We start from the raw sequence: 12731 nt of genomic DNA, 5'->3' as shown, positions 1-12731 counted from the left end.
ATCGGTGACAGCCTTCACGGCAGGGTGGTCGGCGAATGGGGCGACCCTGACGGAGGGCCAATCTGCTGCGCTCGACGCCACTATCGAGGCGACTGGGCTGTCAACGCCGGCAGGGACGTCACCGTGGCCGCCAGCGAAGCCAAAGACCTGGCCCAGGAGCCGGCGACGGCAGCCGAGGCATCGCCCAGCGGGTCTAGGGGCCGATGCCTGCGTCTATCTGCGCGAAGGGGAGCCGATGGGACCAAAAGGGGCCCTAGTGCTCGGCGATAGCGTCCTGCGGCGATGGTCCGGTTCAGCTGCGGTGCCAGTCCCGCAGTTTGGCGGGATTCAGCACGATCCAAAGGGCTGCGGCCCGGTTTTCGTCGCAGCTCACGGCGATCACGGCCACGGCACGCCCGGTCTGGCGGATCACCAGTCCGGCGTGCCCGTTGACGCTCTCAACGGTGAGGTCGGTTCCGGGCAGCAGGGCACGGAGGAGCCGGACGACCTCGGCCGCTCCGTGCACCGCACGTCTCGGAGCGGGCACACGGCCGCCGCTGTCGCACACTGCAACGGCGTCCGCGCCGAGGACGGCCTCGATCGCGGTGACGTCGCCCAGGTGGCAGGCGGCCGCAAGCCGGCGTACGACGTCGTCATGAACGCGCGGCATCGCCGGTCATGACACCCGCCGGCGGCGCACCCGCCTCCGCGGGTGCCGGTGCGTGCGCGCCGGCCAGGAACGCCTCCCGCGGGTGCTGCACCGAGGTCAGCGAGACGATGTCCCGGCCGAACAGCGCGGCGGTCGCCCAGACCGCGAGCACCCGGACCTTGCGCTCCCACGTCGGCACCGCCAGCACGTGGTAGCCGCGGTGCATCAGCCAGGCCGGGAAGCCCTTGATGACCAGGCGGTGAAACTGGAAGATGCCGCGGCCGAGGCCCAGCGTGGCGACCGTGCCGAGACTGTGGTGCACGTACCGCTTCGGCTCCCGCCCGCGCAGCGTGGCGACGATGTTGCGGGCCAGCAGCTTGCCCTGGCGCACCGCGTGCTGGGCATTGGGCACCGTCGAGACGCCGGTCCGCTCCGCCGCGAGGTCGGGGACGGCCGCGTCGTCGCCGGCGCCCCACGCGTCCGGCACCGGCGCGTCCTCGGTGCCGACCCGCAGGTCGGCGCGGACCACCAGCATCCCGCGCCCGTTGACGGGCAGGTCGCTGTGGTTGTGCACCATCGGGTTCGCAGCGTTGCCGACCGTCCAGACGATCAGCTCAGAATCGAACTCCTCACCGGTGGACAGCACCACGTGACCGTCGCGCACGGAGAGCAGCTGCGCGTTCAGGTGAACCCGCCCGCCGCGCTTCGTCAGCGAGCGCACGACCCACTGCCCGGGCCCGTCGGTCACCTCGGGCAGGATCCGGTCGCGTGCCTCCACCAGGTGGAAGCTCAGCTCGTCCAGGCTCAGCTCGGGATAGCGCCGGATCAGCGCCGTCGCCAGCGACAGCAGCTCACCGAAGCCCTCGACCCCGGAGAAGCCACCGCCGACGAACGTCACGGTGAGCAGCCGCCGGCGCTCCGGCCCGGGCGGCAGCGTCGCGGCCTGGTCGAAGGCGGTCAGCAACCGGTCGCGGATCGCGACGGCCTCCTCGACGTGCTTCATGCCGATCGCGTGGTCGCTCACCCCGGGGATGGCCAGGGTGCGGGTCACCGCACCGGCGGTCACGACGATGATGTCGTACGCGAGCGGATATTCCCGACCCACCGCCGGACGTACCGTGACCGTCTTGCGCGCGTGGTCGACCGCCGTCACCCGGCCCGCGATGATCTCCGTCCTCCGCAGGTGCCGGCGCAGTGAGACAGCGGCGTGGCGCGCCTCGACCGAGCCGGCCACCACCTCGGGCAGGAACGGCTGATAGGTCATGTACGGCCGGGGGTCAACGACGATGACCCGCGCCTCGCCCCGGCGCAGCTTCTTCTCCAGTTTCCAGGCCGTGTAGAAGCCGGCGTACCCGCCGCCGACCACCAGGATGGTCCGCACCTTCGTCCCCTGTCTCTCGCCTTCGCCAATAGAGACCGGGCTGCCCCCTAGTTTGTGACGTCGGCCATGGCGGCGATCTTCTCCGAGTTCATCATCCACAGCACCTGGTCGATACCCTCCGAAGAGGCGACGACCGTGACGATCCCGAGGACCGCGTCACCGCGGCGCATGATCGCGCTGGTCTGCCCGTTCGTGGTGACCCACCGCAGGTCCATGCCCTTCCAGTACTCGGTCGAGAACGCGGCGATGTACTTCGCCACCCGGGCCGCGCCCACGATGACCTTGCGGGAGACCTGCCGCGCGCCGTTGCCGTCGGAGATGCTCGCCACGTCGGCCGCGAACAACTTCTCCAATGCTTCGAGATCACCGGTGCGGGCGGCCTCGAGGAAGGTTGCCAGCAGCCGGCGCTGCGCGGACTCGGGCACCCGGATCTTCCGCTCGCCGGCGACGTGCTTACGCGCCCGGCTGACCAGCTGCCGCACGGCCGGCTCGGTGGACTGCAGGATTGCGGCGATCTGCGGGTACGGGTAGTCGAACGCCTCCCGCAACACGTACGCCGCCCGCTCCTGCGGGGTGAGCTTCTCCATCAGCATCAGGACCGCGAGCTCGAGCGCCTCCCCGCGCTCGGCGCCCAGGAACGGGTCCGCGCTAGTGTCGACCGGCTCCGGCAGCCACGGACCGACGTACGTCTCGCGGCGCGCCCGCGCCGACTGCAGCTCGTTGATCGCGAGCCGCGTCGTGGTCGTCGCCAGAAACGCGCCCGGATTCTTCACCACGCTCCGGTCGGTCGCCTGCCAGCGCAGCCAAACGTCCTGCACCAGGTCCTCGGCCTCGCTGGCGCTGCCCAACATGCGGTACGCGATCCCGAACAGACGTGGCCGCACGCCCGTGAAGATCGCCGCCGCCTCGTCGAGATCCCCCACCACTGTCTCCCCCAAATCGTTCGCCGTTCCAGGCTAGCCTCCTGTCACAGACTCCTCGCCGCGCTCGACCCCGGATACGGACAGCCCGAGGACGCCCACGCCGGCTCCGTGCACCACGGCTCCGCCCGGCTCGATGCCGGCCAGCAGCAACACCGTGGCGACGGCCCCACCGGCGACATGCAATCGATTTCGTCAAGAAGTCGGTGCGGTGCCCCCTTGAACTGGGTTCTAGCTGTGGCAACCGCACGAAACCGATTGCAGACGCTGTGCTGCGAGGCCGGAGGCAGGCTGCCCGGCGGGCCGCGATCCGGCTGAACGGATTCCCGGTCAGGTGGCCCCAGATCCCGACGCTCTCCTCCAGGATGATCGTCTCGTCGTTCCCGAAGGGTCCGGTGTCGTTGACGCCGCCGGCAACGCCTGAGCCGCCGGTCGATGACCATCAGCACCGTGCTGTCTCGCCCTCCCTACCGCTGGCCGGATAACACGTCAGTTGTCGTTGGGCGTCAGCGGATCATCAGCGGCAGCGTGAGCACGAGCCTTCCTACTTGCCGTGCTGTCGGCGACCCATCTCACGTGATTTAGATGGGCGCGAACGAAGACGTGACGCTTGGGGAGTCGGGTAGTCCTCGAACCCGCCAGGCGCTCACCGATGGCGATTGCATACGGGCCCGGCGACGGTCGGCGCGTCGCTGCCACCGCAGCCGGTGTGGGCGAACGCGGCGGCGACGGCCGGGGCCACGAGAGTGTCGTAATCGCATCGGTCGATGATCGGACCTCCCCCGGGTACGCCGACCACCGGGCGGCCCGCCCGGTTTGTCGGCCCGTGCCGACGAGCCGGCGCCGCGCCTGACTCCCGGTTCATACACGAATGTCCCGCCGCCGGAGCACGACCAGCTGCGGGGGCCGTCTGCGTTTACACGCCTACGACGCCTCCTCGGCCGCGATCTCGGCGAGCCGCTGAACCTCGGGGTCGGGGAAGGCGCCGAGCCGGTACCAATAATCATGATCCCGCGACTCGCCGCGCCTCAGTCCGCGCTGGCCGCCGGCGGGGGAGTGCCACCGTCCTGCGCCCGCCATACGCCGCACCCGAATCTCGGCAGGAGGGGGCGGCGCAGCCCGTCGGGCAGACGCTGTCAGAGATGGGATGCCGTCCGTTGCTGTCGACCGTTCGCCGCAGCAGATCGACCGCTCGTCGCGTGGCACCTGGCTTTAGCCGCTGGGCCGAGCCTAGCGTCACATAGGACGTCCTATGTCCAATTGTCGATGGCTCGGTTGCCCGCTCCGGGACGGAGCCCTCACCGTCCGCACGTCCCATCCCCCGAAAGAAGGTGGCATCGTGTCCAGTACCACCCTCAAGACCCCCGCGTCCCGGACGGCGATCGTCGTCGGTTGCGCCGCCTTGGTCGCAAGCCTGGCCGGCGCCAGCGTTCCATCAGCCCCGGCGGCGCGGGCAGCGACCGATCAGGGCTCACGCTGCGAAGGATCGGTGCCCTTCACTGCCGAAACCGAGGGCTACAACGCGTTCCGCATCCCCGCGATCGTTGCCACCCGTTCCGGCACGCTGCTGGCCTTCGCCGAAGGGCGGCTCGCCTCACTCAGCGACGCCGGCAACATCGATCTCGTGCTCAAGCGGTCGACCGACGGCGGATGCACCTGGGGACCGCTGCAGGTGGTACACGACAGCGGCCCCAACACCGCGGGCAATCCCGCCCCGGTGGTGACCGCGACCGGTCGGGTCGTGCTGCTGTCGACGTACAACGGCGGGACCGCGTCCGAGGCGGCGATCATGCGCGGCGAGGTGCCGGCCGAGCAGAGCCGCCGGGTCTTCGTCCAGCACAGCGACGACGACGGGGCGAGTTGGTCCGCGCCGCGCGAGATCACCGCGCAGGCCAAGGCAGAAAACTGGCGCTGGTACGCCACGGGCCCGGGCCACGCGATCCGGCTGACCGGCGGCACGCACCGGAACCGGCTCGTGGTCCCGGCCAACCATTCGATCGCACCGCCGGCCGGCTCCGCCGACCTCGGTACGGAGGCGAAGTACTACGGCGGGCATCTGCTCTACAGCGACGACGCAGGTGAGAGCTGGCGGATCGGTTCGGTCGACGACAATCCGAACGGGTACATCAACGTGAATGAGTCCACGGTGGCCGAGCTGCCCGACGGTCGTCTATACGTCAACACGCGCGAGCACAACGGCAGCGCGCCGGGCAACCGCGCCGACGCCTACAGCCGCGACGGCGGCGAGAGCCTGGAACTGCCGCACCGCCCGCAGGCCACGCTCGTGGCGCCGGTCGTGCAGGGCAGCGTCCTGCAGCTGACCGGGGCAAGTAACCAACTGCTCTTCTCCGGCCCCGCGGACCCGAACAGCCGCGCGGCGCTGACCCTGCGGATGAGTACCGACCACGGCGCGACCTGGCGGCCGGCCCTGGCGCTGTCCGGTCTCCCCGCCGCCTACTCAGACCTGGTCCAGCTCGCCCCCGACACGGTTGGCGTGCTCTACGAGACGGGCAACTTCGGGGCGAACGAGACGATCACCTTCCGGCGGGTCCCGGTCGCTCAGCTTCGACCGTGACGGCCGGTCGCGAACCTCCTCACCGGGTCGCGGGAGCCGGTGATCCCGGCACCGGTGCCGCCGCCGTGGGCGGCGGCACCGGTGCGCCCGCGTCAGGGCGAATCCTTCGTGACGCTCCAGCCGCCGTCCACCAGAAGACTCGCCCCCGTCACGTACGACGCGTCGGCGCTGGCCAGGAAGGCCACCACGGCGGCCACCTCCGCCGGGTCGCCGAGACGGCCAAGGACCGTCGCCGCCGCAGCTCGCTTCCGCGCCTCCGCGCCCAGCCCGCGCCAGGCGTCGGTGTCCACCGGCCCGGGCAGCACGGCGTTCACCCGCACCTGAGGTCCGTACTCTGCGGCGAGCTGCCGGGTCAGTGCCGCCAGCCCGCCCTTGCTGGCGGCGTATGCGGGGCTGCCCGGAAGCCCGAACAGGGCGTGCACGCTCGACGTCACGACGATGCAACCACGACGGTCGCGCAGGTCGCCGACGAAGGCTCGGACGCCGAGATGGAGCGCGGTGAGGTTGACCGCGAGCACGCGGTTCCAGGCCGCGGGGTCGAGCTCGTGCGCCGCGCCCGCGTGCTGCACGAAGGCGTTGCTGTGCAGGATGTCCAGCCCGCCGAACTCGGTACGGACCACCTCTCGGGCGGCCCGCCAGTCCGACTCGGTGGCAACGTCGCAGTGGACGTAGCGGGCGGTGCCGCCCGCGTCGCGGATCTGCGCGGCGACGCGGGCGCCATGCTCGTCAGCGACGTCGAGCAGCAGTACGGACGCTCCCTCGGCCGCCAGCCGGCGCGCGCTCGCGGCGCCGATTCCGCGGGCGGCGCCGGTGACGGCGGCGACCTGCCCCGCGAAACGGCCGGGAACCGTCCCGTTCACCTCCGTAGCACCGCGACGCCGCCGGGAGCGAGCGACACGGCGCCGACCGTACGCTCCCGGTCGCCGAGCAGATCGACCGCCGGCGCGGGCAACGCGACCGTGACCGCCTCGGCGCCGTGGTTGAGCAGCAGGAGGTACGAGGTGTCCGGGCCGTGCCGGACCACCGCCTGCAGCTCTGCGGGCAGATCGGGGAGCACCGGCTCCACGCCCGCTTCGCCACGGATGCGGTCGAACAGCTCGCCCATCGCCGTCGGCTCGGGCCGGGTGGCCAGGTACCAGGCCACACCGGCGCCGTACGAGTGGCGGGTGACCGCCGGCCGGCCGGCCAGCTCGCCGTCGGCGAAGGTGGCCAGCACCTCCGCTCCCTCGGTCTCGATCCATTCCGACCACACGGTGCCGGTGCGCCGCTCTCCCGCGATGTCCAGTTCGATCGTGCCGCCAGCCGGCAGCGGCCAGAACTCGTCGATGCGCAGCCCCAGCAGGTCTCGCATCGGGGCCGGGTATCCGCCGAGGTAAGCGCGGTCGGACTCGTCCACGATGCCGGAGAAGAACGACACCACCAGGTGCCCGCCGCCCTCGACGTAGCGACGTAGGCGGTCGGCCACCTCGGTGGACATGAGGTACAGGTTCGGCACGACGACGAGCCGGTAGCCGGACAGGTCCGTGGCCGGCGATACGACATCGCAGGTGACGTGGGCATCGAACAACGGCGCGTAGTGCGCTCGGTGGGTTTCCAGCAGATCGAGCACGGCCGGGTGGGCGTCCGACTCCAGCGCCCACCAGTTGGCCCAGTCGTGCAGCAGCGCGACGTCGGTGTGCACCCGCGTGCCGGCCAGCTCGGCGACACCCGCGATCTCCTGCCCGAGCGCTCGGATCTCGCGATGGGCGCGGGTCTCGGTACCACCGTGCGGCACCATCGCCGAGTGGAACTTCTCGGCGCCTCCGACGGCCTGGCGCCACTGGAAGAAGAGCACGCCGTCCGCGCCCTGCGCCACCGCTTGCCAACTCCACAGCCGCATGAGCCCCGGCGGTTTCGGCGCGTTGCGCTCGCGCCAGTTGACCGCGCTGGGTGCCTGCTCCATCAGCAGCCAGGGCTGACCGCGACGCGCCGAGCGGATCAGGTCATAGCCGAACGCGGCCTCCACGTGAGCACGCGGATCGTGCGGGTCGGGATAACTGTCGAGGCTGACCACATCCTGCTCGGCGGCCCACCGGTAGGAGTCGATCGGCTTGTGGACCAGGCCGATGAAGTTCGTCGTCACCGGTACGCCCGGGGCGAACCGGCGCACGATGTCACGCTCGGCGAGATAGCAGGCGAGAATCGCGTCGTTGCTGAACCGGGCGAAGTCCAGCTTCTGGGCGGGGTTGGCGAAGGTCGGCGCGCTGCGCGGCGGCAGGATGTCCGCCCAGTCGTCGTAGCGCTGCGACCAGAACGTCGTCGACCACGCCTCGTTGAGCGCGTCGATGTCGCCGTACCGCTCGCGCAGCCAGCGCCGGAAGTCCTCGGCCGATACGTCGCAGTAGCAGGCCCGCACGTGGCAGCCGTATTCGTTGCCGATGTGCCACAGCTTCAGCGCCGGGTGCCCGGCGTAGCGGCGGGCGAGGTGCTCGACCAACCGCCCGGCGTACTCGCGGTACACCGGGCTGGACGGGCAGTACTGCTGCCGCCCGCCGGGCCACAGCCGCACCCCGTCGACGCGTTCCGGTAGCACCTCCGGGTGGTGCCGGGACAGCCAGGGTGGGGGAGAAGCGGTCATGGTGGCGAGGCTGGCTCCGATACCGGCCTCAGCGAGGTTGTCCATCACCCGGTCGAACCAGCCGAACTCGTAGGTGCCGGGACGTGGCTGCACGCTTGCCCAGGAGAAGATGCCGACGGATACGAGCGACACCCCGGCATCGACCATGAGCTTCATGTCCTCGACCCAGACGTCCTCGGACCACTGCTCGGGGTTGTAGTCCCCGCCGAACACGATCTTCGGCATGGTCATGCCACCCACTTCCTCTCGGTAAGCTCGGTCTGCCGCTCGTACCGTGAGCACGACCAAGACATGGGATGTCCGTCGTTGCCGGGACAGTAGGGTGACCTGCCGGCTACGTCAAGGGTGCTTGTCCGCCCCCGTCGATACGCGTATCGTTTCGGCAACATGACATCCCACGTCCTACGTATCCACCTCGGCGACGCATCCGGTCGCCCGGAGCCATCCCGAGTGGACAACGGGGCGCACGACTCTGATGGAGGGTGCGAGGAGATGAACGATGGGTATTCGCCGGAGGGTCTGACCAGCTCACGCCGCCGCTACCGTGGCTTCGGGGCGGTGCTGACCCTGGCCGGCGTCGTCCTCAGCATGCTCGCCGGCCCCGCGCGCGCGGAACCCGCTTCCACGGGCACGAGCACGGCGGCCGGCGAGAGCCAGACCAGTGAACCGCACGTCGACGAGCAAGTGCTCTACCAGCGCGGAGACTTCGGATACGCCTGTTTTCGCATTCCGGCAGTGGTGCGAGCGAAGAACGGGATGATTCTGGCCTTCGCCGAGGGGCGGGTGAAGGACTGCGGCGACGACGAGGACATCGACCTCGTGCTGCGCCGCTCCGCCGACGGCGGCCGGACCTGGGGGCCGCTGCAAGTGGTCTCCGAGGGCAACGGCGAGACCCACGGCAACCCAGTGCCGATCGTCGACCGGACCACTGGGCGCGTCGTGGTGGTGAGCACGCACAACGGTCCCGAGCCGTGCTCCAATGGCTGTGACCGCGACCCGTGGGTGCAGTTCAGCGACGACAACGGGGCAACCTGGTCGGCCGCCCGCGAGATGACCGAGGGCAAGCGCCCGGAGTGGAACTTCTGGTACGCCACCGGGCCGATGCACGGGATCCAGCTTCAGCGGGGGGCACACGCCGGCCGGCTGGTGGTCGGGGCGAGCTTCGAAAGCTGGGACCGGGTCGGCAAGCATGTCTACGGCACGCATCTGCTCTACAGCGATGACAGCGGGGTGACCTGGAACATTGGTGCGGAGACGTTCCGCGACGACGGTGGGGTCATCGCGCAGGAGGTCACCGTCGTAGAGCTCACCGACGGACGGATCTACGCGTCGGCCCGCGAGCGCGGCACCGACCCGGGCAACCGGGCGTACGCGATCAGCAGCGACGGCGGCGAGACGTGGGATGCTCCCTTCCGCACCATGCCGGCCCTCGCCACGACCGACGTCCAGGGCTCCCTGCTGCGATTCAGCGATGACCGCATTCTCTTCTCCTCCCCGCTGCACCCCAGCGCCCGTGAGGCGCTGGGCATCCGCTCGTCCTACGACGAGGGGCGCAGCTTCGAGACCTGGAACGAGGGCAAGGTCTTCTACTGGGGTCCCACGGCCTACTCGGACATGCTGCGCCTCGACGGTGACGAGGCGGCACTGATGTACGAGGCCGGCGCAGTCAGCCCGTACGAGACGATCCGGTTCGCCCGGTTCAACGAGGCGTACCTCGACACCCCGAACGGCATTCCGCCCGGCATTCCCGCACCGCCGGCACCCGGACCGCGGACGCCTGACGAGTCGCCCCACCGCAACGACGCCTACGTCCGCGGTGGCGCCCAGGTCACCGACGGCCGGTTCGGCAACGGGCTGGCACTCGACCGAGTGGACGATCGGGTGGAGGTGCCGTTCGACCGGTCGATCGACCTCGGCGGGGACGACTTCACGCTGAGCACGTGGATCCGGTACTCGGAGAAGACCGGCGCGCACTCGATCCTGTGGTTCTACCGGGTGAACTCGGGCACCAACCCGCCTGCAGTATGGCTGCGGGCCGAGCCGGCGAGCAGTCGCATCCGCGCGATCCTCTCGGTCGGCCGGTACAACGTCACGGTGCAGTCGCCGAGCGCGTATAACGACGGGCAGTGGCACTTTGTCGTGCTCCAGCGGGCGGACGGGCAGCTCAGGCTGCTGGTGGACGGCGTTCAGGTCTCGTCGGCGGCGGCGCCGGCCGGCTCGGTGACCCTCGGTCAGGAGTTCGGCATCCAAGGGCTTCACATCGGACAGCGCCTGGACGGCGTGGACCGCTTCCGCGGCACGCTGGACGAGGTACGCGTCTACCGCCGCGCCCTGTCCGCCACCGAACTGGCCCTGATCCAGGAGCAGAACCTCCCGATCGGCGGCCGACTCGGGCTCAGGCTGCCGCTGGACACCGTCGGCTGACCGACAGCCTTCGTCAGGAGCAGCTACTGGTGGTTGCTTTCCTCTTCAGAACTATCCATAGTTGACCGCTGTGGGCAGCGTCTATCGGATCGGTGAGTTCGCCAAGCGGGTGGGCCGCTCGGTGAGCACGGTGCGCCGGTGGGAGGCGGAGGGTCGGATCGCGGCCCGTCGTCTGCCGTCCGGGCAGCGGTATTTCGACGATTCGGATGTGCGCCGGGTGTTGCGGCCGGGCTTCGACGCCGTCCGGCGGAAGGTTGTGGTGTACTGCCGGGTCTCGTCGCCGGGTCAGAAGTCCGATCTGGCCTCGCAGGTGGCGGCGATGCAACAGTTCTGCCTCGCTCGTGGTCTGGCCGTGGACGAGTGGATCAGCGAGGTCGGCGGCGGGATGGACCTTCGGCGTAAGAAGTTCCTGGCGTTGATGGATGCGGTCGACCGGGGTGAGGTTGGCACGCTGGTGGTGGCGCACCAGGACCGGTTGGCGCGGTTCGGGTTCGAGTTGCTGGAGCATCTGGCGGCGCGCGGCGGCTGCGAGATCGTTGTGGCCAACCAGGAGTCCCTGTCCCCGCAGCAGGAGCTGGTGGAGGACTTGTTGGCGATCGTGCACACCTTCTCCCGCCGGCTGGACGGTTTGCGCCGCTACGAGAAGGAACTCAAAGGGGCGGATCTAGCCGTGGGGGATGACCGGTGAAGGTCACCCGGATTGCCTACTCGGCCCGACTGAATGCGGGCAAGTACGCCGCCCTGGCGGAGCAGGCCCGCCGGTTGGGTCGGGTGCGCAGCGAGGTGTGGCAGCGCTACGGCTCGATCAACGGTGTCGGGGCCGGACTGCGGGACCGGCAGGTGCGCGACCGGTGGTTGGCTGACGGCACGTATGTGCAGTTCGCCGTGTTGGCGAATGCGTGGAAGGAAACCGTCCGCGATGCCATGGCCGATATCGCCGCGAACCTGGAGGCGGCCAAGGTACAGGTGCGGCGGGCGATCAGCCGACACACCAACGATCCGGCCGAGCGTAGGCGGATGTTCACCGCGCTGAGGGCCGACCAGTGGGCTGACGATCCGTTCCTGTCACGGCAGATGCGCAAACACTGGAAGCGGGGCCACAACCGCACGCACGATCAGATCGTGGTGCGCGCCGACAGGTACCACACCGCCGTCGATGGGCGGGGACGGTTGTGGCTGGCGATTCCCGGTCTGGAGCCCCGCAAGATGGTCAAAATTCCGCTGTCCACGACCGTCGCCCCGACCGGGACGCTGCGCCTGATCCTGCGCAGCGGCCGGGTCGAGGTGCACTACCAGATCGACGCGGCGCAGATGCGGTCGTCGCAGCGGCCGTGCGGCGACCGGAGGCTTGGTGTGGACAAGGGTTACACCGAAGCCCTGACCGACTCCGACGGCCAGCCCCACGGTGCCGGGCTCGGCGACCTGCTCACCCGCGAGTCGGACCGGTTGAAGGAGCGTAACCGCCGTCGGGCGAAGCTACGCTCAATCGCCAACAACGCCGCCCTGCGTGGCGACGACGCGAAAGCGCACCGGATCAAGGTCAACAATCTCGGCACGATCAAGCGGGATCGGCAGGCCGCCCGCCACCGTGCCCGGGTACGTACGGAAATCTTCACCGCCGTGCACGAGGTCGTAAACGAGGCCGCCACCGTGATCGCCGAAGACCTCACCAAACGCTTCACCGGCCGCAAGAAGCTTCCTAAGAACATCAACCGGCGTCTCGCCGCGTGGACCAAAGGAGTCACCGCCGAGGCCCTGAAAAGCGTGTCGGAGCGCAGAGGTTCTGCGCTCGTACACGTCAACGCCGCCTACACCTCACAAACCTGTCACCGCTGCGGCCGGCTCGGCCGACGCAGTGGGGACCGGTTTCACTGCACCTCGTGCGGGGTGGTGTGGCAGGCCGACGTGAACGCCGCGATCAACATCCTGCACCGAGCCGGCGACCCCGACATTGCCCTGCACACCCCACACCACAAGGTGAAGCAGATCCTGCAGGATAGGACCGATCGCCACCGGACCAGACTGCCGGTCCAGGACTCCAACCCAGCCACCGCCGGGCGGAGAGCGAATCATCCGAACCGCTCAACTATGAGCAACAAGTAGGAAGCAGATGGCGCCTACCGGGCCTGCGGTGGGTGCCATCTCCGACGACGCCCGGCAACGGCCGTGACCGAGGAGCACCCCGT

At 69.8% G+C, this 12731-nt stretch carries 9 protein-coding genes; 4 read left to right on the top strand and 5 right to left on the bottom strand.

Annotated features, from left to right (window positions below; all coding sequences use genetic code 11):
* Nucleotides 1-292 precede the first annotated feature (292 nt).
* The 3 genes from RMN56_RS29465 to RMN56_RS29455 are packed head-to-tail and all read right to left on the bottom strand — an operon-like array spanning nt 293 to nt 2932.
* On the bottom strand, nt 293-649 hold the full coding sequence (locus tag RMN56_RS29465; RefSeq protein WP_313721112.1) for a sigma-70 family RNA polymerase sigma factor family protein: 357 nt from the start codon (nt 647-649) through the stop codon (nt 293-295).
* Entirely contained in the window at nt 633-2009 is a 1377-nt protein-coding gene (locus RMN56_RS29460; RefSeq protein WP_313721111.1) for an NAD(P)/FAD-dependent oxidoreductase, read from the bottom strand. Before RMN56_RS29460 ends, RMN56_RS29465 begins: the two co-directional genes overlap by 17 nt.
* Nucleotides 2010-2056: 47 nt before the next feature.
* Nucleotides 2057-2932 carry an RNA polymerase sigma-70 factor gene (locus RMN56_RS29455; RefSeq protein WP_313721110.1) on the bottom strand — a complete coding sequence of 292 codons (876 nt, stop codon included), beginning with the start codon at nt 2930-2932 and terminating at the stop codon, nt 2057-2059.
* A 1336-nt stretch (nt 2933-4268) separates the two neighbouring features.
* Between RMN56_RS29455 and RMN56_RS29450 the strand changes: the two genes are divergently transcribed.
* Nucleotides 4269-5504, top strand: a complete 1236-nt coding sequence (locus RMN56_RS29450; protein ID WP_313721109.1) for a sialidase family protein — start codon at nt 4269-4271, stop codon at nt 5502-5504.
* A gap of 92 nt (nt 5505-5596) precedes the next feature.
* Here RMN56_RS29450 and RMN56_RS29445 read toward each other — a convergent pair whose 3' ends face one another.
* Both RMN56_RS29445 and RMN56_RS29440 read right to left on the bottom strand, forming a co-directional pair.
* A complete protein-coding gene (locus tag RMN56_RS29445; RefSeq protein WP_313721108.1) occupies nt 5597-6364 on the bottom strand; it encodes an SDR family NAD(P)-dependent oxidoreductase in 768 nt (255 codons plus the stop codon).
* A complete protein-coding gene (locus RMN56_RS29440; protein ID WP_313721107.1) occupies nt 6361-8352 on the bottom strand; it encodes a beta-galactosidase in 1992 nt (663 codons plus the stop codon). The genes RMN56_RS29445 and RMN56_RS29440 overlap by 4 nt, the downstream gene beginning before the upstream one ends.
* Before the next feature lie 261 nt (nt 8353-8613).
* On the opposite strand from RMN56_RS29440, the gene RMN56_RS29435 reads away from it, so the two are divergent.
* The 3 genes from RMN56_RS29435 (at nt 8614) to RMN56_RS29425 (ending at nt 12648) form a co-directional block, all read left to right on the top strand.
* On the top strand, nt 8614-10545 hold the full coding sequence (locus RMN56_RS29435; RefSeq protein WP_313721106.1) for an exo-alpha-sialidase: 1932 nt from the start codon (nt 8614-8616) through the stop codon (nt 10543-10545).
* 70 nt (nt 10546-10615) lie between these two features.
* Nucleotides 10616-11233, top strand: a complete 618-nt coding sequence (locus RMN56_RS29430; RefSeq protein ID WP_313721105.1) for an IS607 family transposase — start codon at nt 10616-10618, stop codon at nt 11231-11233.
* Nucleotides 11230-12648: an RNA-guided endonuclease TnpB family protein gene (locus tag RMN56_RS29425; RefSeq protein ID WP_313721104.1), complete on the top strand. Its 1419-nt coding sequence runs from the start codon at nt 11230-11232 to the stop codon at nt 12646-12648. The genes RMN56_RS29430 and RMN56_RS29425 overlap by 4 nt, the downstream gene beginning before the upstream one ends.
* Nucleotides 12649-12731: the final 83 nt, after the last annotated feature.

It is taken from the genome of Micromonospora halotolerans (genome assembly GCF_032108445.1).
Lineage (GTDB): Bacteria > Actinomycetota > Actinomycetes > Mycobacteriales > Micromonosporaceae > Micromonospora > Micromonospora halotolerans.
Note: the sequence above shows the minus strand (reverse complement) of the source record. Positions and strands in the feature narration are given on the sequence as shown.

What these genes read in the sequence shown, in the direction of transcription:
- RMN56_RS29440 (WP_313721107.1), bottom strand. Translation starts at nt 8,352, where the DNA reads ATGACCATGCCGAAGATCGTGTTCGGCGGGGACTACAACCCCGAGCAG.
- RMN56_RS29465 (WP_313721112.1), bottom strand. Translation starts at nt 649, where the DNA reads ATGCCGCGCGTTCATGACGACGTCGTACGCCGGCTTGCGGCCGCCTGC.
- RMN56_RS29435 (WP_313721106.1), top strand. Translation starts at nt 8,614, where the DNA reads ATGAACGATGGGTATTCGCCGGAGGGTCTGACCAGCTCACGCCGCCGC.